At 56.5% G+C, this 22641-nt stretch carries 19 protein-coding genes; 7 read left to right on the forward strand and 12 right to left on the reverse strand.

The genetic code is table 11. The features are described 5' to 3' along the window. The first annotated feature begins 274 nt into the window (after positions 1-274). Both ACQE2I_RS00485 and ACQE2I_RS00490 read left to right on the forward strand, forming a co-directional pair. Positions 275-1165, forward strand: coding sequence for a sugar nucleotide-binding protein (locus ACQE2I_RS00485; protein WP_427029561.1), 891 nt, complete (start codon positions 275-277; stop codon positions 1163-1165). Continuing rightward, positions 1162-1896: a lysophospholipid acyltransferase family protein gene (locus ACQE2I_RS00490; RefSeq protein WP_427029562.1), complete on the forward strand. Its 735-nt coding sequence runs from the start codon at positions 1162-1164 to the stop codon at positions 1894-1896. Before ACQE2I_RS00485 ends, ACQE2I_RS00490 begins: the two co-directional genes overlap by 4 nt. 113 nt (positions 1897-2009) lie before the next feature. On the opposite strand, the gene fabB is transcribed toward ACQE2I_RS00490, so the two are convergent. The 5 genes from fabB to ACQE2I_RS00515 form a co-directional block, all read right to left on the reverse strand. Further along, positions 2010-3227: a beta-ketoacyl-ACP synthase I gene (fabB, locus tag ACQE2I_RS00495; RefSeq protein WP_427029564.1), complete on the reverse strand. Its 1218-nt coding sequence runs from the start codon at positions 3225-3227 to the stop codon at positions 2010-2012. A 13-nt stretch (positions 3228-3240) separates the two neighbouring features. Beyond that, on the reverse strand, positions 3241-3756 hold the full coding sequence (fabA, locus tag ACQE2I_RS00500; protein WP_427029565.1) for a 3-hydroxyacyl-[acyl-carrier-protein] dehydratase FabA: 516 nt from the start codon (positions 3754-3756) through the stop codon (positions 3241-3243). A 309-nt stretch (positions 3757-4065) separates the two neighbouring features. After that, entirely contained in the window at positions 4066-5478 is a 1413-nt protein-coding gene (gene phrB, locus ACQE2I_RS00505) for a deoxyribodipyrimidine photo-lyase (protein ID WP_427031363.1), read from the reverse strand. A gap of 84 nt (positions 5479-5562) precedes the next feature. Continuing rightward, positions 5563-6483, reverse strand: coding sequence for a MerR family transcriptional regulator (locus tag ACQE2I_RS00510; RefSeq protein ID WP_427029566.1), 921 nt, complete (start codon positions 6481-6483; stop codon positions 5563-5565). Between the two features lie 116 nt (positions 6484-6599). Next, positions 6600-7453 (reverse strand): IS5 family transposase gene (locus tag ACQE2I_RS00515; protein ID WP_172118838.1). Its coding sequence is split into 2 segments (ribosomal slippage): positions 6600-7111 and positions 7111-7453, totalling 855 coding nucleotides; the frame shifts between segments, so codons are not numbered across the junction. A gap of 307 nt (positions 7454-7760) precedes the next feature. On the opposite strand from ACQE2I_RS00515, the gene ACQE2I_RS00520 reads away from it, so the two are divergent. Next, a complete protein-coding gene (locus tag ACQE2I_RS00520) occupies positions 7761-8663 on the forward strand; it encodes a TIGR01777 family oxidoreductase (RefSeq protein WP_427029567.1) in 903 nt (300 codons plus the stop codon). A gap of 18 nt (positions 8664-8681) precedes the next feature. Here ACQE2I_RS00520 and rapA read toward each other — a convergent pair whose 3' ends face one another. Together rapA and ACQE2I_RS00530 are read right to left on the reverse strand one after the other, a co-directional pair. Next, on the reverse strand, positions 8682-11627 hold the full coding sequence (rapA, locus tag ACQE2I_RS00525) for an RNA polymerase-associated protein RapA (protein ID WP_427029568.1): 2946 nt from the start codon (positions 11625-11627) through the stop codon (positions 8682-8684). Positions 11628-11740: 113 nt separating this feature from the next. After that, positions 11741-12544 carry a redoxin family protein gene (locus ACQE2I_RS00530; RefSeq protein ID WP_427029569.1) on the reverse strand — a complete coding sequence of 268 codons (804 nt, stop codon included), beginning with the start codon at positions 12542-12544 and terminating at the stop codon, positions 11741-11743. 104 nt (positions 12545-12648) lie between these two features. Here ACQE2I_RS00530 and ACQE2I_RS00535 point away from each other — a divergent pair, with 104 nt between their 5' ends. Further along, the gene (locus ACQE2I_RS00535; RefSeq protein WP_427029570.1) at positions 12649-12894 is read left to right on the forward strand and encodes a hypothetical protein; all 246 of its coding nucleotides are present in this window, start codon (positions 12649-12651) and stop codon (positions 12892-12894) included. A 263-nt stretch (positions 12895-13157) separates the two neighbouring features. Continuing rightward, the gene (locus ACQE2I_RS00540; RefSeq protein WP_427029571.1) at positions 13158-14366 is read left to right on the forward strand and encodes an ABC transporter substrate-binding protein; all 1209 of its coding nucleotides are present in this window, start codon (positions 13158-13160) and stop codon (positions 14364-14366) included. Positions 14367-14443: 77 nt separating this feature from the next. On the opposite strand, the gene ACQE2I_RS00545 is transcribed toward ACQE2I_RS00540, so the two are convergent. The 5 genes from ACQE2I_RS00545 to typA all read right to left on the reverse strand — a co-directional run bounded on the left by ACQE2I_RS00545 (position 14444) and on the right by typA (position 20508). Further along, positions 14444-15769, reverse strand: coding sequence for a branched-chain amino acid ABC transporter permease (locus ACQE2I_RS00545; protein ID WP_427029572.1), 1326 nt, complete (start codon positions 15767-15769; stop codon positions 14444-14446). Then, positions 15769-16773: a branched-chain amino acid ABC transporter permease gene (locus ACQE2I_RS00550; protein WP_427029573.1), complete on the reverse strand. Its 1005-nt coding sequence runs from the start codon at positions 16771-16773 to the stop codon at positions 15769-15771. Before ACQE2I_RS00550 ends, ACQE2I_RS00545 begins: the two co-directional genes overlap by 1 nt. 16 nt (positions 16774-16789) lie before the next feature. After that, positions 16790-17509 (reverse strand): ABC transporter ATP-binding protein, encoded by a 720-nt coding sequence (locus tag ACQE2I_RS00555; protein WP_427029574.1) that lies wholly within the window; start codon positions 17507-17509, stop codon positions 16790-16792. 74 nt (positions 17510-17583) lie between these two features. Then, a complete protein-coding gene (locus ACQE2I_RS00560) occupies positions 17584-18354 on the reverse strand; it encodes an ABC transporter ATP-binding protein (protein WP_427029575.1) in 771 nt (256 codons plus the stop codon). A 303-nt stretch (positions 18355-18657) separates the two neighbouring features. Beyond that, on the reverse strand, positions 18658-20508 hold the full coding sequence (gene typA / locus ACQE2I_RS00565) for a translational GTPase TypA (RefSeq protein ID WP_427029576.1): 1851 nt from the start codon (positions 20506-20508) through the stop codon (positions 18658-18660). A 234-nt stretch (positions 20509-20742) separates the two neighbouring features. On the opposite strand from typA, the gene ACQE2I_RS00570 reads away from it, so the two are divergent. Together ACQE2I_RS00570 and ACQE2I_RS00575 are read left to right on the forward strand one after the other, a co-directional pair. Beyond that, a complete protein-coding gene (locus ACQE2I_RS00570; RefSeq protein WP_427029577.1) occupies positions 20743-21738 on the forward strand; it encodes a biotin--[acetyl-CoA-carboxylase] ligase in 996 nt (331 codons plus the stop codon). Further along, the gene (locus ACQE2I_RS00575; RefSeq protein ID WP_427029578.1) at positions 21735-22574 is read left to right on the forward strand and encodes a type III pantothenate kinase; all 840 of its coding nucleotides are present in this window, start codon (positions 21735-21737) and stop codon (positions 22572-22574) included. The genes ACQE2I_RS00570 and ACQE2I_RS00575 overlap by 4 nt, the downstream gene beginning before the upstream one ends. Positions 22575-22641: the final 67 nt, after the last annotated feature.

Here is a 22641-nt window from a genome sequence, read left to right on the forward strand (position 1 = left end):
GTAAGCAAAAATCTGTACCTTTTCCAGCAATTGGTAAAGTTGCAACAGTTAAATAGTTTCAAAAACTTGGCTGCTGTACACTAGGCGCCATGCAATATCTATACGTGGGGATTACATCTTTGAGCACGTTTAGGCTAGTAATAATCGGAATCGCTTGTCTGGCGGGCTTTGCAACTAACCCACCCAGGGAATCGTGTCGGGTAGGAATACACTACCGTTCTAGGATGCCAGAAGCTATCCGGCATAGGCTTGGATCTGACAAGGAGAGGCGGTCTTGAAGCTGCTGATATTGGATGCGGGGCACTGCTTAAGTTTGGCACTGGCCCGGGAAGTAAGCCGTCGCGCCGATACCGAGTTGATCATTGAGCAAGGCACGGTTATGACCGCTGCGCGCCTTGAGGCCATCGCTCCTGACGCGGTAATTGTTCCACCGCTGGCGCACCCCTTGAATATGGCGCCAGCAGAGGTGACAGAGCATGCTGATGCGGTGGAAACCTGCTTGGAGGCTTGCCTTGCTCAAAACGTGGCACTGATATGGTGCGTCTCTGACCAGCTCTACGAAGACGGTTTGGAAGTGCCCATTGATGAGCATGTGGTACCTGCACCACGCGATGAAAGCTTACGCCGTCTGGTGCAGACCGGTAATCGCATTCGCGCAGAATTTCAGCGCCATTTGATCGTACGCTTGGGCCCACTGTTTGCTTTAGAGGGCAGTCACGCGTGGCTCAATGAGGTTATTGATAACTTGGTGCTCGGGCAGGCGGTGCGCGCCGCAGAAGATGTGGTTTTTTGCCCGACCTCTGCCGACGCTGTCGCCATGGCGCTGATAGGGATGCTGCAACAGCAAGCCAGTGGTGCAAATGCCTGGGGTGCCTATCATCTGGCTGGCACCGAGCCAGTCAGCGCCTTTACGTTTACCTCTATGGTGCGTACCCAGCTGTTAACGCACCTTGAAGGGCGTGGCGAAAAGATTGCCCTCGGTGAGGTGAAGCCACTTAAACACCATCATGATGCTAAGCTGCGCCGCGTCTTAAACTGCCGTCGCGTATTGGATGTGTTTGGTGTACATCAAAAACCGTGGCGCTTAGAGGCTGGGCGTATGATCGATGCATGGTGCTTTACCCGTGAGCATAACCGGGTCAGTGACACAGGAGCATCGGCTTGATAAATGTGGTTCGCAGCCTGGTATTTTATGCCGGCTACTTTTTTGCCATGTTGATGATTGGCATTCTATTTTTGCCCATTGCACCGTTTCTTCCACTGTCAGGCCGTTATCGCTTATTGAACTTATATAACTACTTTTTAATGGTCTGGTTCCGGCTTGCCTGCGGTGTACGCTACGACATCCAGGGCCGGGAAAACCTGCCGAGTGGTCCCTGCGTTATTCAGGCCAACCACCAGAGCGAATGGGAAACCGTGTTTCTGCAGGTACTAAAGCCCCCGGTGTGTACCGTGCTCAAGCGCGAACTGCTGCGGCTACCCATTTTTGGGTGGGGCTTGCGGTTGCTGCGCCCGATTAGTTTAGATCGCTCTAAACCGGCGCGAGCGATGAGGCAAGTGCTTACTCAAGGCGTCGAGCGTTTAGAAAAGGGGCTTTCGGTACTGATCTTTCCGGAGGGGACGCGGGTAGATCCCGGTATTCGTAAGCGTTATAACAAAAGCGGCAGCGTGGTGGCGTGCCGTGCCGGGGTGCCGGTGTTGCCGGTGGCTCATAACGCAGGCGAGCGCTGGCCTGGGCGCCATTGGGTTAAGCGACCAGGCGTGCTGCGTGTTCGCATTGGTAAGCCGATTGAAACGGCGGGGCGCATGCCCGATGAAGTGCTTGCAGAAGTCGAGGTGTGGATTGAAGCGCAGTTGCAGGAAATTTCTGAGGTGCCACGGCCAACTTCTCGCTAAAAGCTTGGCTTGTAAATCTTGACTCGCAAAACCGAGCTATTATCTTTGGCACTTTTACCTTGAGCCAAAAACGGCGCCCGATGGGCGCCGTTTTTGTCGTTAACATGCGAGCGTTAGTCGTTAAACCGCTGGAAGACTAAACACGCATTGGTGCCGCCAAAGCCGAAGCTATTGGACAAGGCGCGCTCTATCGTCACGCCATCGCGGCGCTCGGTGACAATATCAAAACCATCAGCCTGTTCGTCTAAATCGGTGATGTTGGCCGAAGCCGCTACAAAGTTATGTTGCATCATCAGCAGCGAATAGATGGCTTCCTGCACACCGGTAGCGCCTAACGAATGACCGGTCAGAGATTTAGTTGAACTCATTGCCGGCGTAGTATTGCCGAATACTTCTCGGATGGCCTTAAGCTCAGCAACATCGCCTACCGGCGTGGAAGTGCCGTGGGTGTTGATGTAATCAATCTTACCCTCTACTGTTGCCATTGCCTGGTGCATGCAGCGCATCGCACCTTCGCCTGAAGGGGCGACCATGTCGTGGCCGTCAGAAGTCGCGCCGTAACCCACCAGCTCGCCGTAGATCTTGGCGCCGCGCGCTTTGGCATGTTCCAGTTCTTCCAACACCAGCATGCCGCCACCGCCAGCAATCACGAAGCCGTCGCGGGCATTGTCGTAAGGGCGCGAGGCTTGCTCAGGCGTATCATTGTAGTGAGTAGACAAGGCACCCATGGCATCAAATAGGCACGAGAGTGTCCAATGCTCCTCTTCGCCGCCACCAGCAAACACCACATCCTGTTTATTTAGCTGAATTTGCTCCATTGCACTGCCGATACAGTGTGCGGATGTAGCACAGGCAGAGGAGATGGAGTAGTTCACGCCCTTAATTTTAAACGGCGTTGCCAAGCAGGCAGATACGGTGCTGCCCATTGTCCGGGTGACGCGATAAGGACCAACCCGGCGCAGGCCTTTTTCACGTAAAACGTCGGCTGCTTCCACCTGGTTAGCGCTTGAAGCACCGCCAGAACCAGCAATAAGCCCGGTACGCTCGTTAGAAACCTGCTCCTCAGAGAGCCCTGCATCCTCAATGGCTTGAGCCATCGAAACATAGGCATAGGCAGCAGCGTCGCCCATAAAGCGGCGCAGTTTACGGTCAATGAGAGCGTCAAGGTCAATATCAACGCTACCCGCTACATGGCTTCGGAAGCCATGCTCGGCATACTCTTCCTTAAAACGAATGCCGCTACGCCCAGTTTTGAGCGCATCTAGGACCTGGCGCTGGTCGTTGCCTAGGCACGATACGATGCCCAGACCAGTGACTACCACTCGTCGCATGGGAGCCTCCTGTTTAGAAATTCGCAGTGGAGGTGAATAGGCCAACGCGCAGATCATTAGCCTGGTAAATGTCGCGTCCGTCGACGGATACGGTGCCGTCGGCGATACCCAAAATAAGACGACGGGTAATAATACGCTTTATATTAATGCTATAGGTCACTTTTTGAGCGTCAGGCAGAATCTGTCCGCTGAACTTAACTTCGCCGCAACCTAACGCACGGCCTCTGCCTGGGTGGCCTAACCAGCCCAGATAAAAGCCGACCAATTGCCACATGGCATCAAGGCCTAAGCAGCCGGGCATGACAGGATCACCGGGAAAGTGGCAATCAAAAAACCACAAGTCAGAGCTGATATCCAGCTCGGCGATCAGTTCGCCCTTGCCATGGTCGCCGCCTTCTTCATGAATGTGCTTGATACGATCAAGCATCAGCATGTTAGGAGCCGGGAGCTGAGCATTGCCGGGGCCGAAGAGCTCGCCGCGCGAGCAGGCCAGTAGTTCTTCGCGATCAAAGGAGTGTTGCTTGGTCACTGAATCGTTCCGAATATCAAATTGGTTGTTAGGCTAGTCTACTTCCCGAAACCGCTGAATGCACGTAAGAGGCACTTTATCGCGGATCAATATAGAATTTGGTGTAGCGACCGGTAGCATTATAGACGTCATACCTAAAGCGTTGCACGCTTCAATCTTATGCAGCGGATCGCTAAAAACAATAGCATCAGTATATGCCTCGTATAGTTTTTATGTGCAGATATTGTATGGCTTTTTGAGAAAGGCACAGAATGCCTCCAGCACCGCAGCAAGCTCCCCGCTAAATAGTGCGTTAGTAAAAAGTAACGACTAGTTGGTTAGCGATTTAAACGCTTCTAGCGCGCGCTGGCGTGCCGCCTTGTGGTCGACAACCGGCGTCGGATAATTTATATCGGTGAGTAAATCGTGGGGCGGTGCATGGCGAGCCTTAGCGGGCAGCTCGGCAAGCTCGGGCAGCCAGTGGGCAATAAATTCACCTTCCGCATCAAAGCGCGTGGATTGGGTGGTGGGGTTAAAAATACGAAAATAGGGAGCGGCATCCGTTCCGGTCGAGGCTGCCCACTGCCAGCCGCCGTTATTGGCGCAAAACTCTCCGTCCACTAAATGCTGCATGAAGAAGGCTTCCCCGCGCCGCCAATCAATCAGCAAGTGCTTGCTTAAGAACATTGCCGTGACCATGCGCAGCCGGTTGTGCATCCAGCCGGTTGTCACTAACTGGCGCATAGCAGCATCGACAATCGGGAAGCCTGTTCGTCCTTCGCACCAAGCTTGAAAGCCTTCGTCGTCATCGCGCCAAGCCAACTGCTTTGTGTGCTCCTGAAAAGGCTGGTAGCGGCACACCTGGGGAAAACCAACCGCGACGTGCTGATAAAATTCCCGCCACACCAGCTCATTGACCCAAGTGGTCAGGCCGATATCGCCATCGCCTAAGTGTCCGCCGTTTTCGCTCATTATTGCTTGCAAGCACTGACGGTAGGAGATCATGCCCAGTGCTAGATAGGGGGAGAGTTCACTGGTGCCGCGTACCTTGGGTAGGTCGCGTTGAGCCTTATAGTGGCGGCCACGAAAACGCAAAAAACGCGCCAAATTATCCGCCGCGGCGCTTTCGCCAGCAGGCCACAGGCGTTCATCAATCGGCGTGCTACTGAGTTCCGGCAGTGCAGGCAGTGGATCGCTTTCAATGTCCAGTGCCGTTTGCACCTTTGGCGTATCGCGCAGCGCCAACTGTTCGTTGCTGACTTGTTTATGCCACGCCTTGGAAAACGGTGTAAAAACGCCGTAGTAGTTGCCTTTTCCAGTTAATAGACTGCCGGGGGCAAACGCCACGCTATCGTGGTAACCATGGGCGGCAATGCCGGCCTGCTTAAAGGCATTCTGTACGGCCTGATCACGGCGGCGCTCATTGAGCGCGTACTCGTGATTGAAGTGCAACTGCTCTACGTCATGCTCGCGTGCAATCTCAAGCAGCGCTTCAGGCGCCTGATCATAGTGCTCGATATCGCGATGCAGCAGCGGAATATTCAAACCGTTGAGGGCTGTTTTAACGTCGGCGACACCGCGGGCCCAAAAATCCAGTTTATTGGCACCGTGACCGTGATCTTGCCACTGAGGAGCGCTGCGCAAAAATACCGCTATCACCGGGCCTTTAGTCGTGGCGGCGGCAAGAGCGCTGTTATCGTCAATACGCAGGTCGCTGCGCAGCCAAATCAACTGCCGTTTCATAGACTCACCAGGCATAGGGCCTCCTGCGGCACAAAAAAAGGCCGGTCACCGGAGGGCGAACGGCCATGCTGAAAACCTTGCGGGTTAGAGTACGCCAGACTCGCGTAATAGTGGGCGTAAACGAGCGATCGCCTGGGGCAAGTCGTCGCCGAGCATGTGCACCGGGCCGCCGCGCAGGTCGGCTTCGCGTAGACGAGCCACTTCACCACATACGCCGATGGGTACGTTAAGCGTCTCTGCGGCCTTGGGCAGCGCTTGATGGATATAGCTATCGCTCTCCCGCTGACCGCTTGAGAGCAGCACCATCGATGAGTGTAGCCGCGCGACTGCCTGAGGCAGATCCTCTAGCGGTAGTGAGTGATCAAGCATCTGCACGCGATAGCCCTGCTCGCTGGCCATCAGCGCCGACATCAACACCCACAGCGGGCCGGGGTCGTCGGGCATCGCATTGAGCAGAATCAACGGGCCACGAGTAGTTTGGTTGGCATAGTGCAAGCGGATACCCACTTGGCTGCGCAAAAACGCTTCCAATGTGCGGCGTACTAATGGCTCCGGCTGGATTGCCCACTTAGCCTCTAAGCTTAAAATGACCGGCTGCCACAGCTCGTTAATAGCAATGCTCAGCGGGTAGATCGCCAGGCTCTGGTGATAAAACGCCTCTAGCTTGGGTAGGTCTAATGCTTCGATGATGGCTTGCAGCTGCTGCCGCTGACTCGCCCAGTCACCCGCATCAGGCGTCGGGGTCTCAATTGTTTCTGGCTGGTCAAGCAAGTCGACGACTTGACTGACCGGCACACCACGATTGAGCCACTGTAAAATGCGTTCGATGCGAGTGATGTCGTCCTGGGCATATAAACGATGGCCTTTCGGCGTGCGCTGGGGGCGAATTAGCCCGTAGCGTCGCTCCCAGGCGCGAAGCGTGACCGAATTGATGCCTGTTAAGCGGGAAACTTCACGGATCGGGTAAAGCGGGGTATCGGGTGGGTGGGTCGCCTTAAGACTCATGGGCGCCAGTACCTCTTCGTTAACGGCAGCGTGGCGCTGCAGGGGCCTATTATTGTTCGCCGCGGCGAAGGTGATTCATGTTCCATTTAAAGGTTGCCTGATTTAAAAACTAAATATTAGGTTCTGTACGAAAAGTCGGCTCGCAAGCAGAGGCCTATGCACGCCACGCATACCATCGCTCTAAAGCTGCTTGCTAACTTATCGTAGCGTGTGGCGATACGGCGTGACTCCTTCAGCCAACTAAAACAGCGCTCTACTGCATTTCGTTGCCGGTATTTAGGCTTATCAAACCGTCTAGGTAGACCTGGCCGTATTCTTCGATGCATGTTGCGCTGCGCTATTACCGGTTTCATGCCGTGCCTGTCGCAATAATGGCGCAACTCATCGCTGTCATATCCTTTGTCAGCCACCATATAGCGACTACGTTTACGTGGTCGCCCAGCGTTACCAGGCAGGTAAATCTTCTCTAATGTCGAAATAAAGTGCCGAGAGTCTGCCTCTTGGCCAGGAGACAGCGTGAACGCCAGTGGCCAGCCGTGACGATCGCAAACCAAATGAATTTTGGTAGTTAAGCCTCCACGACTACGCCCCAAGGCGTGATCTAAGGGTTCTTCAGAGCCCCCTTTTTGCCGCCTCCTGCGGCAGCACGGGTGGAGCGTATAGAGGTCGAATCAATCATCCATGTATCCAGGTCCATCAGTCCATCTTCACGTAGCCTGAGCTGTAAGCGGGAAAGAATGGCTTCAAACGTGCCATCATCTCGCCATTTTCGAAAGCGCTCATAGGCGGTTGACCAGGGACCATATCGCTCGGGTAGATCTCGCCACTTGGCACCAGAACAGAGAACCCAGAAAATGCCATTGAGAACCTGCCGGTCATCCCGCCGTGGCCTGCCCATTACCTGAGTTGGCGACACAATATCTGTAATCTGTGCCCAGTTCTCATTGGATATCTCGTACCGGCCAACCATCATTTTCTCCCTATGCAGCTATTGCATGGGAAAACTTAGCAGATATCACTTTTCGTACAAAACCTAGTACGATACTGTATTCTCATTTGTACAACTTGTCGCTACCCGGTACAACCTTTATAAGAATCCTTCTTAATCATTAAAGGCCCACGCTGATTGAACCCTCCGGGCTATTGGTGTCACTGCTAAACGCTGGCCGGATAGCCAGGCATCCTCAACGCAGCCCGGTCTGATTTGATTGAGCTGCCCGTGCCAACGGCTGGTAGCCATTAAGGCCTCCAGCGATTCTACCCACAGGAGCACCATCATGCGCACATTGGTAACCGGAGGCAGTGGCTTTGTCGGCCAGCGGCTTTGCCAGCTATTGAGCGAGCAGGGCCACGAGGTGCAAGTGGTCTCTCGCTCGCCGCACCAAGTGCGGGATCGCTTGCCGAGCAGTTGTGACATTCGCGATAGCGCCCAGGCGTTTATTGAATCGCCACCGGACGCGTTGATTAACCTCGCCGGTGAGCCGATTGCTGCCAAGCGCTGGAGCGATGGGCAGAAAGCCAAGCTGATAAACTCCCGGGTGGCGGCGACCGAACAGCTGGTAGCACTTTGCAAGCAGCTTAAAGCCAACGGCCAACCGCTGCCGAAAGTGATGGTGTCGGGGTCAGCGATGGGCTATTACGGCGATCAGGGCAAGCGCGTGGTCAGCGAAGAGACAATGCCTAATGAGGAGTTTGCACACCGGTTATGCCAACAATGGGAGGCGGTTGCGCAACCCATTGAGGCACTGGGGGTGCGTTTGGCGATTTTGCGTACGGGTTTGGTATTGGAAGCGGGAGGCGGCAGCCTGCAAAAGATGCTGCCGCCGTTTAAGTGGGGGTTAGGCGGTCGCTTTGGCAGCGGTGAGCAGTTTATGCCGTGGATTCACCGCGACGACTTAGTCGCGGCAATCCTGTTTCTGGTCAATCAAGAGAGCTTGAGCGGTGCTTTTAACGGCAGTGCGCCGCATCCGGTGACGAATGCCACGTTTACCCGAGTTCTAGCCAAGCAGCTCAATCGTCCGGCTATTTTTCCGGTGCCCGCTTGTGTACTAAAAGCGGGGCTCGGGGAGATGTCGCGGCTACTGCTGGCCGGGGCGGATATGCGCCCCGCGCGCCTTGAAGCCGCAGGGTTTAGCTTTCAATACCCCACCCTGGACAAGGCGCTTGAGGCCATTCTTTAGGTAACGCTAGTTTAGCGCTTAGCGGTCAGCATCAACGGTGATAATCACCCGCACTGAATCAAGTCGCAGGCGGGTGTTCTCAATCGCTTCGCTGAGTGCCTTGCGCTCATCTTTCAACGCGTCGATTTCAGCGCTGCGTACCGCTGGGTTGTGCTCCGCCAGCGCGGTTAAGCGAGCAATCTCAGCGTCCAGCTGGGCGCGCATACGCGCTTCGGCATTTTCGACGATGCTGGGCAGCTGGCGCTCGGCCTCACCTTCCCCCTGAGAAAGCAGCTCGCGCAGCTGGTCGTGGCGGCTTTTGATCAAATCCCGGGCCAGCGATTTATTGACCTTCTGGAGGTTTTTGCCCAGGCCGGTGAAGGAGATTTTGCTGGTCAGGTTGGCGCCTGATTCATCCAGCAGCAAACGCACGGCGGTGGGCGGCAGGAAGCGATTAAGGTGCAGCTTCTTGGGCGCCGGGCAGTGAGTGCGGAACACCAGCTCGGCCATCAATCGGCCGCTGGGAATGGCGTCGTGGCGCAGTAGAGCCAGCGACGAGTTGCCCATGGTGCCATCCAGCACGCGGCCCATCATCTCGCGCAGTAGTGGATGCTCCCAGGAAAGCCGCTGGACATCGTCCCGGGCTAACGCCTGGGAGCGGCTGTAGGTGGCGGTAAAGCCCTCTTCGCCTTTGACCAGGCCAGGCAAGCCATCCTGCATATGTTGGCTGGGCTGCAGGTGCATGAGCCCTTTACTGATCTCCTGACTGTCTACCCCAAAAATATCCAGCGCCCGTTCAAGGTAGCGCGGCAAGGCGGCGTCTTCATCGAGTTCGCGAACGGCGTCGATCACTTTTTGTGCGCGGGCGGGGCGGCAGGCGTTCAGCTCCAGCAGCCGGTTACGGCCCGCATCGTGCTCCGCCTGCTTGGCGCTAAACATCGAGCGGGTTTCGGCGATGATCTCGTCAAGCGCTTCATCATCCAGTAGGGCATCCGCGAGCGCGTCGCCAAAGGCGTCGAACAGGTCGTTGCCGACTCCATGGGGGGCGCTGAACGCGTCCATGCCTTCGTGGTACCAGCGCAGCAGGCGCTCGCCGGGGCTGCCTTCAAAGGTGGGAATATGCAGCTCAATAGCGTGGCGTTGGCCGATACGATCCAGGCGGCCGATGCGCTGTTCGAGCTGATCCGGGTGCTGAGGCATATCGAACATGACTAGGTGGCGGCAGAACTGGAAGTTGCGCCCCTCCGAGCCAATTTCCGAGCACACCAGAACCTGTACGCCCTCATCTTCATCGGCAAAGGCCGCCGCCGCGCGGTCACGCTCGATTAGCGAGAGGTCTTCGTGGAATACCGGCGCATGGTAGCCGCCTAGTACCCGCAGCCCTTCAGCAAGGCCTTCGGCAGTTTCGCGGTGGTGGGCAATCACCAGCACTTTTTCGTTGGCAAAGCCACCCTCGCTGTCGTCGCTGAGCTTTTCCAGCAGCCAGTTAACCCTCGGGTCGATGTGCCACCAGTCCTCGCCGTTGAGTGGATCATTGCTGAGCTCGCGGTAGGCCGCATCGGGGTAGATCAACACATCGGGGTGGTCCATGCCGGTCTCGATCAGCAGCTCGTCGAGGTAGTCATCGTCGCGCTCCAGGCGACGCACTACCCGGCGGTAGGCCGAAGGCAGCGCCAGCGGGGCTAAATTTAAGCGCCGCTCGGGGAAGCCGCCGACGTGGCGCCGGCTGTTGCGGAACATCACTCGCCCGGTGCCGTGGCGGTCAAGCAGTGCTTCACTCAGTTGGGCGCGTGCAGCGTCCTGCTGCTGTTTGCTGGCCTCGGGGTTGCATAAGGTGGCCAGCAGCGCTTGGCTGTCGCGGTCATCGGCGATGGCGGAAACGTGGGCGCTGGCGTCAGGATCGCCGGGCAGTGCCTCGAGAGCATCGATAGCGCGGGCCACTTCGCTGTAGTGGCTCTCTTCGGCTTTAAAGCGCTCCAGGTCGTGGTAGCGCTCACCATCCAACAGCCGCAGGCGGGCAAAGTGGCTGTTGATGCCCATCTGTTCGGGGGTGGCGGTAAGCAGCAGCAGGCCGGGAATCACTGCCGAGAGCTGCTCGACACAGCGATAACCGGGGCCGCTGCCCTCTTCGCTCCAGTCGAGGTGGTGCGCCTCATCGACAATCAGCAGGTCGAACTGGCTAGCCAGCGCCTGTTCCTGACGTTGCGGGTTGGCAAACAGCCAGCCCTGGCTGGCTAACACCAGCTGAGCGCTCTCAAACGGATTTTCGCTGCCGTGAGCTTGGCTCTGGGTTTCATCCAGCAGCGAAACATTGAGCGAGAAGCGCCGCAGCAGCTCGACTAGCCACTGGTGGGTGAGGCTGTCGGGTACCAGAATCAGCGCCCGGTCAACGCGGCCATTGAGCAGCAGGCGGTGCAAAATCAGGCCAGCCTCGATGGTTTTGCCCAGGCCGACTTCATCCGCTAGCAGTACGCGGGGCGCATGGCGGTTGGCGACTTCATTGGCGATGTAGAGCTGGTGAGGAATCAGGTCGATGCGCGGCCCGGAAAAGCCCAGCGCGCTGTGCTGCTCAATACGCTGATAGTGGTGCAGGGTGCGAAAACGCAAATCAAACCAGTCGTTGCGATCCACCTGGCCGGTCAACAGGCGGTCGCGTGCCTGGTCGAACTGCATGGTATCGGCGAGTTTAGCCTCGGGCAGTTCGCGTAGATTGCCTTCCTTATCGTCACCGATATAGGTGATCAGGCCGTCGGACTCTTTGCTGTCATCGACCACCATCTGCCAGCCGTCGGCGGACAGCACGCGGTCGCCGCTGCCGAACATAACGCGGGTGAGCGGGGCCTGGCGGGTATTGTAGGTACGGGTTTCCTGGCTGGCACTGAACAAGATGGTAACGCTACGGGCGTCGCAGTTAAGCACGGTGCCGAGCCCAAGCTCAGCTTCGCCGTCGCTAATCCAGCGTTGGCCGGGAGAAAAATCGCTCATGATGCCTCGGAGGAGTCTGCAAAACGGGTCGACTGCCGGCGGCGGGGAGCGCCGACGGCAACAGGGCGGGGGATTCTAACGCAAAGCAGCGGGGGGATTAAGGTGTATCGGCATCAATCTTGTAACCAGCGATCCAGATGGGCGCGGGTAAGCTCGCCAACGTGGACATCCAGGGTATTGCCCTGGCCGTCAAACAGCACCGTGGTGGGCAGTCCCGGGGCTTGAAAAAGCGCCATCAGCTGCTGACTGGGGTCGCGCAGGGCATAGCGAAATTCAAGCTGCTGTTCATCCAAATAGCGCACCATGGGCAGCAGGTCTTCTCCCTGGTTGGCAACCACGACGCTGACGCCATCGCGCTGAGCGGCTTCTTCCAGCAGCGGCATTTCGCGCAGGCAGGGCGGGCACCAGGTGGCCCAAAGGTTGACGATAATCAGGTCGCTGTTTTCAGTTAACGACGGCAGAGGTACCTGATTGCCCTCTATATCCTCAAGGGTGACGTCTGGCAGAGCATCAACCGCAAAGTCATTGCCCAGCGGGGCCAGGGTGACCAGCACTAGCCACAGGCTGGAGGCGGCTATTAGCAGCGCCATAGCGCCCCCCATGGCTAACAGTCGTGCGCGCAGCGTCCAGGCTGTCCATATCAAGCCTGCGGCCATTCCCCATAGGCCGTGGTAGCCGGGTTGCCAGACCTTGAGCGCTTCCAGCGGGGCGGCGCTATAGCTTTCCTGGTTGAGCAGAATATGGCCCGCCCGAGCGCCGACTAACCAAACAATAATCAGCCCGGTAAACCAGCGCTGTTGAGTTGAGCGCGGCAGCCCTAATAAAAACCACGCGCAGAGCAGTAGCAGCAACGCGCAGCCAACGGCGTAAAGGCGGGGCAGCGAAATAAGTAGCGGGCCGAGAGCAATGGCGTTCATGGCGTTCCAGTTCAGGTTTTTTAATTCAGGTTTCCCGTTAACCATGCTGTGAAGCAGGTACACTGGCAGACCATATCATGCGAGCTGAAAATTACGGAGACGTTATGCCCCCACCCGCTTTCGATAAGCTGCGCGCACTAGCGATCGGCTCCCAAGCGATTGGCTTAATACTGATTATTACCTTGGAAACGGTTATGGGCAACGCCGCGCGCCCCTGGCAAGGTGTGGTGTTGGCCGCCATGCTGGTCACGGCGTTAACGATTGCACTAGTGCGGCTTTATCGACGTAAACGCGCTCAGAAACAACTCGCTGAGCGCAGGCAATATCTTGAGGAAGACGACGAGCGTTAGGAAACTTCTGATTAACTATTACGCTCGACCATACGGCGTTAAAAACCGCCTCAAAATGCTCATTTACAACCCGTAAACTCCGCTTTTTCGTTGATTTTTGCCTTGTCTGGTCTTCGCTCATTACGTTAATCAGAGGCTCCCTAGAAACCGATGCTTGTGTTTTTGGCGTTCCAGTTCCAGATTAATAGCAGCCTTAACGATTGAGCGCTGAGGCACACATAAAAAATGTACACATCTTTATCTCACTGGGAGCGACAAATAACATGATCAATAAGTGCGCATTAGCCACCGCTGTGGCGGCCTCAACCCTGGCAATGACCGGGTTAGCCCAGGCAGAGGTCAAAGTTGGCTTCTTGGGCGGCTTTACCGGGGGAATTGAAAGTTTAACGCCACCTATCTTTGCAGGGGCGCAGCTAGCCGTTGAGCAGATCAATGAGCAGGGCGGGATTTTAGATGGCCAAACGCTAGTGATGCCCTCTGGCGATACCACCTGCTCCGATGCCTCGGCTGCCTCAAACGCCGCCGACCGCATGGTCAACTCTGAAAATGTCACGGCGATAGTGGGTGCGCTGTGTACCGGTGCGACGATTGCAGCGGCTAACAACGCAGCCATTCCTGGCAGCGTATTAATGGTCTCGCCCGCTTCGACCGCGCCTGCGGTGTCCGAGTTGGAAGATAACGATCTGGTTTTCCGTACCGTACCGTCAGACGCCTTCCAAGGGGAAATGCTGGCTAAGTTACTGCTCGAAAAAGGCATCGATGCAGTGGTGGTCACCTACGTCAATAACGATTACGGTCAGGGCCTTTCTGACGCCTTTAGCACTGCTTTTGAAGCTGGCGGTGGTGAGATCGCCGAGAACCTCGCCCACGAAGATAACCGCGCCGATTATCGCTCTGAGCTAGGCTCACTTTCAGTGAGTGGCGTTGATACGCTGGTGGTGCTGGCTTACGCTGATACATCAGGTCAAACGGTGCTGCGTCAAGCCTATGAAAGCGGCATGTTTACCCAGTACGTAGGCGCAGACGGTATGGTCGGCGATAGCCTTATTGAGGCCATTGGCGCGGACGTGTTGGATGGCATGATCGCTACCCGCCCCGGCAGCCCTGACCTGCCCGGCACCGATCTGTTTATTGAAGCTGCCGAAGCTGCGGAGCTAGACCCGAGTGCGGTGTTTGCTGCCCAGGCCTATGACGCCGCTTTCCTGATCGCGTTGGCGGTTGAGCAGAACGGTAATGCTGGCCGCGAAGGTCTTTCAGACGCGCTGCGCAGTGTCTCTAGCGCCCCCGGCGAGGTGGTTCTGCCCGGTGAGTGGGAAAAGGCGGTTGAGCTAATTGCCGCTGGCACCGAGATCAACTACGAAGGCGCTTCGGGCTCGCACGAGTTTGATGATAACGGTGACGTACCCGGCGTCGTCGTCGAAATGGTTGTCGAAGACGGCACCTTTACCGGCAAAGGTCAGGTTGATCTTTAAACTACACGCTAAGCGTTAAAACAGATGCCCGGCTGGATATCAGCCGGGCATCTGTTTTGGGCCAGCAGTTGAGAGCATCAGCTGTGGCTTTTGATCTTCTCGGGTAGCAGCCCTTTGGGTGCAAAGCGCAGCACCATGGTGATCAGTAGGCCGATGACCAGCACACGAGCCTGCAGGGCGCGGCTATCCATATTGCTTGGGGCGTCCCAACCGAAAGTGCCTTCGCCAAACGCCACCGCTAACTGCATTAAGAACAGCGCCAGGGGTTCAGACATAATCCAGATGATGTACACCGCCACAGCGCCAAAAATGGTGCCCAGGTTATTGCCCGGCCCGCCCAGAATCACCATCACCAGCACCAGGAAGGTATGGTTGAGCGGCAGGTAGCCTTGTGGGTCGAAAAGGCTATTGAAGGTGCCTAATATACCGCCCCCCAAGCCCATCAAAATGCAGCCGAGGACGAAGATCTCCAGGCGCCGTCTGTTGATGTCTTTACCCATCGCGGCAGCGGAAACTTCGTTATCGCGAATCGCCCGAATCATCCGCCCCCAGGGGGCGTTATAGGCACGGTTGAGCAGCAAGAAGATCACCGCAATGATCACCGCGGTAAACGAAAGATAGATGGCACGTGAAAGGGTGAAGCCCAGCTCGGCGGGCCCCGGAGTAGGCCAGGGTAACGGCGATACCGTGGCGGTCCCGCGGGTGAGCCAGTCGGAGTTTTTCAAAAACGCCTTGATGATCTCGGCGATACCTAGGGTGGCAATGGCCAGGTAGTCGCTACGTAAGCCCAGACAGATATGGCCAATAAAGTAGCCAACGCCTCCTGCCAAGGCGCCCCCGACAATCCAGCCCGTCCAAGGCGGCAAGCCTAGCCCACCGACAAAACCTGCCTGGCTCTCAATCGCATCAGTCACTTCCCGTAATTGGCTAATCACCGCCAGGTACAGCACGGCACCCAGCACCACCACGAGGAGCGTGCGCAAGGGCTTGGGAACTCCCAGCCGATCCAGTTTGCTGACCGCGATGATCAGTAATAGAGACGCTAGGCCATATAGCAGCACACGGCCTAATTCGCCGGGTAGCGCGGTGCCCCAAAAGGCATCGTTAATAGGTACGCTGAAAAACATCGCGCTGAAACCACCCAGCGCGACAAAGCCCATCACCCCCGCATTAAACTGCCCGGCGTAGCCCCACTGAATGGTTAACCCCAGCGCCAGAATAGCGTAGCACGCGGCCTCAACGAGCATGCGCGTGCTGTAGGCGGCGCCCATGAAGGCATAAACCGCCAATATTGCGCCGAGCAGCAGGCCAAATAAGATCAGTTCACGAAGCGGAAATCGGCCTGCTTGCGTAGCGTCTTTGGGCGTATAGGCAGGGTCGCGCGTATTTTCTGAGTTGCTCATTAGATCACCTTGCCCTTAAACAGTCCGGTGGGACGCCACACCAGAATGGCTACCAGAATGAAAAATGGCACCACAATTTTGTACTCGGTGCCCACGAAGGCGAGGTTAGAGGGTAGTTCTAACCAAGAGGGCAGGCTGTCGCGGAAAGGGCGCAGCAGCACGTTCCAGTTGAACACGGCCAGCGTCTCAGCAAAGCCAACCACAAAGCCACCGACAATCGCCCCATAGGGGTGCCCCACACCGCCCACGATGGCGGCGGCAAAAATAGGCAGTAGCAGGAAGAAGCTTAAGTCGGGCTTGAAGGTAACATCCAGGGAGAGCAGCGTGCCGGCAATCGCGGCTAGCGCCCCCGCGATCATCCAGGTTACCGCCACGATGGTATTGGTATTGATCCCCGATGCCTGGGCAAGCTCAGGGTTATCTGACATGGCGCGCATCGCTTTACCCAGCCGTGAACGGTTAAGGAATAGGTGCAGGGCCACCACGGCCACGATGGTAATCACAAACAGGTAAATTTGCGGCTCGGTAATCACAATCGGCGCGCGAACGCCTTCAAAGGGCAGGGCAAGACGAAAAATCTCTTTACGGTCATCGACATAGAGGCTTTGCCCGCCGGTGCCGGAAAACAGGCGAATTAACCCCTGAAGAATTAACGTAATGCCTAAGGAGCCGATGACGAGCACAATTGGTTTAACGCCATGGGCACGCAGTGGCTTATAAAAGGTTTTGTCGATCCCCACCGCTAAGACTGCGGTGAGCAGCATGGCCAGCGGCAGCATTAACACCGCTGTGGGCACACCAATGCTGGCGCCCGCCGCCGGAAACAGCGTGGTCAGCAGCAGTACCATAAAGGCGCCAAAGGTCATCATGTCGGCATGGGCGAAGTGGGCAAAGCGCATAATGCTGAAAATCAGCGTTACCCCAATCGCTCCAATGGCATAAATAGAGCCGCTCACGCTGCCTGAAATCACCACATTATTAATAAAAAAAGCCAGTTCATTCACGTTATTGTCCCCTGGGCTAGCCGCCCAAAAAGCTTTTGGCAACCTCGGGGTCGGCGAGTAACGCAGCCCCCGTGTCGGTAAAGCGGTTTTGACCAGCGGCCAGTACGAAGCCTTTGTCGGCGATCGCTAGCGCCTGCTTGGCGTTCTGTTCCACCATCAAAATACCCACGCCAGCGGCGTTGATCTGTTTGACGCGGTCAAATATTTCATTCATGTACAGCGGCGATAGCCCCGCGGTGGGCTCATCAAGCAATAGCAGGCTTGGCTCGGCCATCAAGGCGCGCCCCATGGCGACCATCTGGCGCTGTCCACCGGAAAGCTCACCGGCGGGCTGACGACGCTTATCGTATAGCGGTGGGAAGAACTCATAGATCTGAGCGAGCATGCGCTTGACGTTTTGCGGCTTTAGAAACGCGCCCATTTCGAGGTTTTCCTGGACTGAAAGACTAGGGAAAACGTTTTTCTCCTGGGGCACAAAGCCCATGCCGCGCTGTACCAGCTGGTTGGGGGGTAAGTTTTGAATCGGCTGGCCGTTGAGCAGTATCTCGCCTTGGTTGACATGCAGCAGACCAAAGACTGCTTTTAGCATGGTGGACTTGCCAGCCCCGTTGGGGCCGACGATAACCCCGACCTCGTCGGCTTCCAGCGTCATGTTGACCCCGTTAAGGATATTCATGCCGCCATAGCCGCCGTGCACGTCACGAGCGTCAATTAAGGGCCTGGTTGTTGATGACATAAGCAAAAGATCTCAGCAAGGTCGCTGATCAGCGACATCTTTGTCGTTATTGGTGGGTAGAAACAGCGTCATACTTAAGCGGCATCGGTGCCAAAGTAAGCTTCGATGACAGCAGGGTTATTCTGGATGTCGTTGATATGCCCCTCCACCATCACGTTGCCTTGAGCCAGCACGATAACCGGATCGCAGAGACGGGCGATCATCTCCATATCGTGCTCAATGACTAAAAAGGTGTAACCCATCTCGCGGTTGAGGCGCTCAATATTGCCGATCAAATCGCCTAGCAGGGTGCGGTTTACCCCGGCGGCGATTTCATCAAGCAGCACCACTTTGGCATCGGTCATCATGGTGCGGCCAAGCTCTAGAAGCTTTTTCTGACCCCCAGATAAATTACCCGCAAGCTCGTTGCGTACGTGGTGCAAGCCTACGAAGTCGATCACTTCCAGCGCACGGCAGCGCACCTCGGCCTCCTCCCGTTGCACCAACCCAGGCTTCAGCCAGGCGCTGAAAAGGTCTTCACCGGCCTGCTTGGGGGGCACCATCATGAGATTTTCCAGCGCGCTCATCTGGCTGAACTCGTGGGCAATTTGAAAGGTGCGCAGTAGCCCTTTGTGGAACCGCTGATCAGCGCTGAGCGAGGTAATATCCTCGCCATCCAGCAGTACGTGACCGCTGTCGGGGGCCAGCGAGCCGGCAATCAGATTGAACAGGGTTGATTTGCCCGCGCCATTGGGGCCAATCATGCCGGTGATCGAGCCTTTTTCGACCTGAATGGAGCAGTCGTTAATTACCTGTAGACCGCCAAAAGCTTTATTGACTCGCTGTACATCAATGAGTGATGTCATGGTCTCTCCACGCGATACAGGCGGCTAACAAGCCGCCTGTGAACTGTTATTAGATTGTTGGTCGTGGTTATTTTGAGCCAACGATGGCGAGAAGAAAGATATCTTGGACGTGCTGAATTAGCTGTTACTGTGCGATAGAACGCGGCGCCTTTCCAGCGTATTAGCGTTTAGGCTGCGTTTAGGGCGCTATCTTGGCAAAGGTCTTGGCGAAGGGGTTAACGCTGGGCGCTGATGTTAGCGCAGCAGCGAGAGGGCACAAAAAAACCCGCTAGCGCGGGTTTTTAGACAGCTACTGTGAGCGTGTTACTTCTTGCTAAAACGCTTACGCTCGGTTTCTTTCAGCAGCTTTTTGCGCAGACGGATATGCACTGGCGTGACTTCGACGAGCTCGTCGGAGTCGAGGAACTCGATGGCCTGTTCCAGGGAGAACTGAATCGGCGGAGTTAATACGATGTTTTCATCGTTACCGGTGGAGCGCATGTTGTCGAGCTTCTTGCCTTTAGTGGGGTTAACCACCATATCGTTAGCACGGTTGTTGATCCCGATCAGCATGCCTTCGTAAACTTCTGTGGCGTGATCAATGATCAGCTTGCCGCGCTCTTGCAGCGCATACAATGCGTAGGCAAGGGCTTTACCGTCAACCATCGATACCAATACACCGTTACGACGCTCGATAGAGGCGTCAGGCTTCAACGGGCCGTAGTGATCAAAACGACTGGTTAGGATGCCGGTGCCGGAAGTCAGGGTCAAAAACTGGCCACGGAAACCGATCAAGCCACGCGCAGGAATGATGAAGTCCAAGCGAACCCGGCCTTTACCGTCCGGCAGCATGTTGGTCATCTCGCCTTTACGGTAGCCCAGTTCTTCCATGATTGAGCCCTGATGCTGCTCTTCACAGTCGATGATGACTTCTTCGTAGGGCTCCTGCTGCTCACCGTCGATCTCTTTGATGATAACTTCCGGACGGCCAACAGCCAGCTCAAAGCCTTCACGGCGCATGGTTTCGATCAGCACCGAGAGGTGTAGCTCGCCACGGCCGGAAACCTTGAATTTCTCAGGGGTTTCGCCCTGTTCAACGCGCAGTGCTACGTTGTGAATCAGCTCTTGATCAAGGCGATCCTTGATATTACGGCTGGTCACAAACTTGCCATCTTTACCGGCGAACGGTGAATCGTTGACCTGGAAGGTCATCGAAACCGTCGGCTCGTCGACAGACAGCGGGGGTAGCGCTTCAACGTTAGCCGGGTCGCATAACGTATCGGAAATCGCTAGATCGTCGATACCGGTGACACAGACGATATCGCCAGCGGTGGCTTCGTTGGTTTGCACGCGCTCCAGGCCCATATGGGTCATGACCTGGCCGATTTTGCCTTTACGTACATTGCCGTCAACGCCGATGAGTGACACCTGCTGATTCGGTTTCACCGCGCCACGCTTGATGCGACCCAGGCCGATAACGCCCACGTAGCTGTTGTAATCCAGTGCAGAGATCTGCATCTGGAAGGGGCCGTCAAGTTCAACCTTGGGCGGCTCAACGATATCGACGATGGCCTGGAACATGGGGTCCATGTTGTCAGCCAACTCTTCAGGATCCATACCGGCAATGCCGTTGAGGGCAGAGCAGTAGATGATCGGGAAATCGAGCTGTTCATCAGACGCGCCCAGATTGTCGAATAGATCAAAAATCTGGTCGATAACCCAGTCAGGACGCGCGCCGGGGCGGTCAATTTTATTGACAACCACAATCGGGCGAAGACCTTGGGCGAAGGCTTTTTGGGTCACAAAGCGAGTTTGCGGCATCGGGCCGTCGACGGCGTCTACTAATAGTAGTACCGAGTCGACCATCGACATAACGCGCTCAACTTCGCCGCCAAAATCGGCGTGTCCAGGCGTATCCACAATGTTGATGTGGTAGTCGTTGCCTTGGCTATCTTGCCATTGAATGGCCGTGTTTTTGGCCAGAATGGTGATGCCACGCTCTTTTTCCTGATCGCTTGAGTCCATGACGCGCTCTTGACTTTCTGCTTTACGGTCAAGGGTGCCGGACTGGCTCAGGAGTTTGTCGACCAGAGTTGTTTTGCCATGGTCAACGTGGGCAATGATCGCTACGTTGCGCAGGTTATTAACCGCGCTGGAGTTTTGCTGGTTTTGCATGCTGAGAGAGAACTCTTGTGAACACCCGTTTGTCCACGGGTCGGAAAATGCGGGTCGCAAGGGCTGGCAATTGCCGACCATTTTGGCTCAGGGCTTGCGTCCAACGGCTATTCTAGCATGTCAAAGGCTTCGCTGATATTACTGGCGTGTATGTCGACCTTAGTCGCCCCCAGGAAAGTTTTCCGAGTGCTCCCTCATCCGCTAGAATAGCGCTTTTCCCATTGGGGCAGGAGCATGACCATCGGCAACCTGATGCGTTTGTTAAGCGATGGCGAGGTTCACTCTGGCGAGCAGCTAGGTGAAACGCTGGGTATTTCTCGTGCTGCGGTGTGGAAGCAGTTAAAAAAACTTGAAGCGCTCGGGGTCGAGCTGGTCGCCGTTAAAGGGCGTGGCTACCGACTAGCGCGGCGGCTGGAGCCGCTTGAAGGTGCCAGGATTGTCGAGCGGTTGCCTGCGCCGGCGCGTCATCACCTTACCCGGCTATTCATTGAAGATCAGTTACCCTCAAGCAATGAGTATCTGCGTCAGCGTTTTGAGCAAGGCGCGGGGCATGGCGAAGTGTGCCTGGTCGAGTTGCAGACGGCGGGGCGCGGGCGGCGTGGGCGGGTTTGGTCGACCCCTTGGGGGCAGAGCTTAATGCTCTCGTTAGGCTGGCGCTTTGAATCAGGTATCGCGGTGCTGGAGGGCTTGAGCCTTGCCGTTGGGGTGGTCGTGTCGCAAGTGCTTGAGCAACATGGCGTGGCGCCTAAGCTGAAGTGGCCTAATGATATTCTGCTCTCTGAACAGGGCGATGCGGTGAGTGATGAGCTGGGTAAACTGGCCGGTATTCTGATCGAAGTGACGGGCGACGCGGCGGGCCCCTGTGAAGTGGTTATTGGTATGGGCATGAATCTGTGGCTGCCGGATGCCCAGCGGGCAGCCATCGACCAGCCTGTCGCGGCGCTGTTCGAGCGGCTGCCGGAGATCTCACGTAATCAGCTGGCCTCAGAGGTGGTGGCGGGCCTATTGGCCATGCTGGCAGGCTTCGAGCAGGACGGCTTTGGCGCCTGGCGAGACGGCTGGAATCAGCGCCACGCCTATAAGGGCCTGCCTATCCGGGTGATTCAAGGCCAGCAGACCAGCGACGCTACCGCCGGGGAAGTAGATGAGAGTGGTAATCTTTGGGTTACTGAAAATGGTCACTCGCGACGCCTAGCCGGCGGTGAGATCAGCGTACGTAGGCGTTTATGATTCTGGATCTTGATATCGGCAACACGCTGTCTAAATGGCGGCTAAAGGATGCCGAGAGTAGCGAGATACGTTCGCGTGGAGCGGTATGGACGCGCGAAGAGTGGCGCCCGGGGGCTGATATTCCCGATCTTGACGTGGTCGAAGCAGTACGTATTTCCAGCGTCGCCAGAGCGGCGGTGCTGGAAGAGACGGTCGCTTTGCTGCGTCGCCGGGTGCGCCATGTTTACGTGGCGCACTCCACCCAGGAGGCGCTTGGCGTTATCAACGGCTACGAAGAGCCGGGCCGTTTAGGCGTTGACCGTTGGATGGGTGCGCTGGCGGGCTATCAGTTAGCAGGCGGGTCATGCGCGGTAGATTGTGGCAGCGCCATCACTATTGATTTTGTGCTGCCGGGCGGCAGCCACCTTGGCGGCTTCATCCTCCCTGGGTTGCGCCTGATGAAGGAGAGTTTGAAGCTTGGCACCCGCAACGTGGCAATCGACCCGGACAGCGAAGCCGATACGCTTTTAGAGCCGGGTAGGCGCACCGTTGACGCGGTTAATCACGGCATCTATATGGCGGCCGTTAGCGCCATCAATCGCATTTATTGCGAAGTGTGTGACCAGGAGGGTGTGGCGCTGCCAATGCTGCTGACCGGCGGCGATGCGCGAGTGGTGTCGCGAGGCGTGCAGGTGCCCCATGCCGTGTGGCCGGACATGGTCTACGGTGGTTTAGAGGCGTGCTTTCCGATGACCTTTGCTGAGCGCGCGGGCAAAATGTCAGGTGCGCCGCGAGTACCCGATCCCGTCTCGCTCGAAAAGATACGCGCGGGCCTTGCATTCTCTATGCTGCTTTGACAGAATGCAGCGCGTTCCAAGGCGGTCAGAAGATGCGTTAGCATCGCAAGCTGCGATAAATTAAGTA

It is taken from the genome of Halomonas sp. H2 (assembly GCF_050215315.1).
GTDB lineage: Bacteria > Pseudomonadota > Gammaproteobacteria > Pseudomonadales > Halomonadaceae > Vreelandella.

What these genes read in the sequence shown, in the direction of transcription:
- ACQE2I_RS00545 (WP_427029572.1), bottom strand. Translation starts at nt 15,769, where the DNA reads ATGAGCAACTCAGAAAATACGCGCGACCCTGCCTATACGCCCAAAGAC.
- ACQE2I_RS00560 (WP_427029575.1), bottom strand. Translation starts at nt 18,354, where the DNA reads ATGACATCACTCATTGATGTACAGCGAGTCAATAAAGCTTTTGGCGGT.
- ACQE2I_RS00540 (WP_427029571.1), top strand. Translation starts at nt 13,158, where the DNA reads ATGATCAATAAGTGCGCATTAGCCACCGCTGTGGCGGCCTCAACCCTG.
- fabB (WP_427029564.1), bottom strand. Translation starts at nt 3,227, where the DNA reads ATGCGACGAGTGGTAGTCACTGGTCTGGGCATCGTATCGTGCCTAGGC.
- ACQE2I_RS00535 (WP_427029570.1), top strand. Translation starts at nt 12,649, where the DNA reads ATGCCCCCACCCGCTTTCGATAAGCTGCGCGCACTAGCGATCGGCTCC.
- rapA (WP_427029568.1), bottom strand. Translation starts at nt 11,627, where the DNA reads ATGAGCGATTTTTCTCCCGGCCAACGCTGGATTAGCGACGGCGAAGCT.
- ACQE2I_RS00555 (WP_427029574.1), bottom strand. Translation starts at nt 17,509, where the DNA reads ATGTCATCAACAACCAGGCCCTTAATTGACGCTCGTGACGTGCACGGC.
- ACQE2I_RS00575 (WP_427029578.1), top strand. Translation starts at nt 21,735, where the DNA reads ATGATTCTGGATCTTGATATCGGCAACACGCTGTCTAAATGGCGGCTA.
- phrB (WP_427031363.1), bottom strand. Translation starts at nt 5,478, where the DNA reads ATGAAACGGCAGTTGATTTGGCTGCGCAGCGACCTGCGTATTGACGAT.
- ACQE2I_RS00510 (WP_427029566.1), bottom strand. Translation starts at nt 6,483, where the DNA reads ATGAGTCTTAAGGCGACCCACCCACCCGATACCCCGCTTTACCCGATC.
- ACQE2I_RS00520 (WP_427029567.1), top strand. Translation starts at nt 7,761, where the DNA reads ATGCGCACATTGGTAACCGGAGGCAGTGGCTTTGTCGGCCAGCGGCTT.
- ACQE2I_RS00570 (WP_427029577.1), top strand. Translation starts at nt 20,743, where the DNA reads ATGACCATCGGCAACCTGATGCGTTTGTTAAGCGATGGCGAGGTTCAC.
- typA (WP_427029576.1), bottom strand. Translation starts at nt 20,508, where the DNA reads ATGCAAAACCAGCAAAACTCCAGCGCGGTTAATAACCTGCGCAACGTA.
- ACQE2I_RS00530 (WP_427029569.1), bottom strand. Translation starts at nt 12,544, where the DNA reads ATGAACGCCATTGCTCTCGGCCCGCTACTTATTTCGCTGCCCCGCCTT.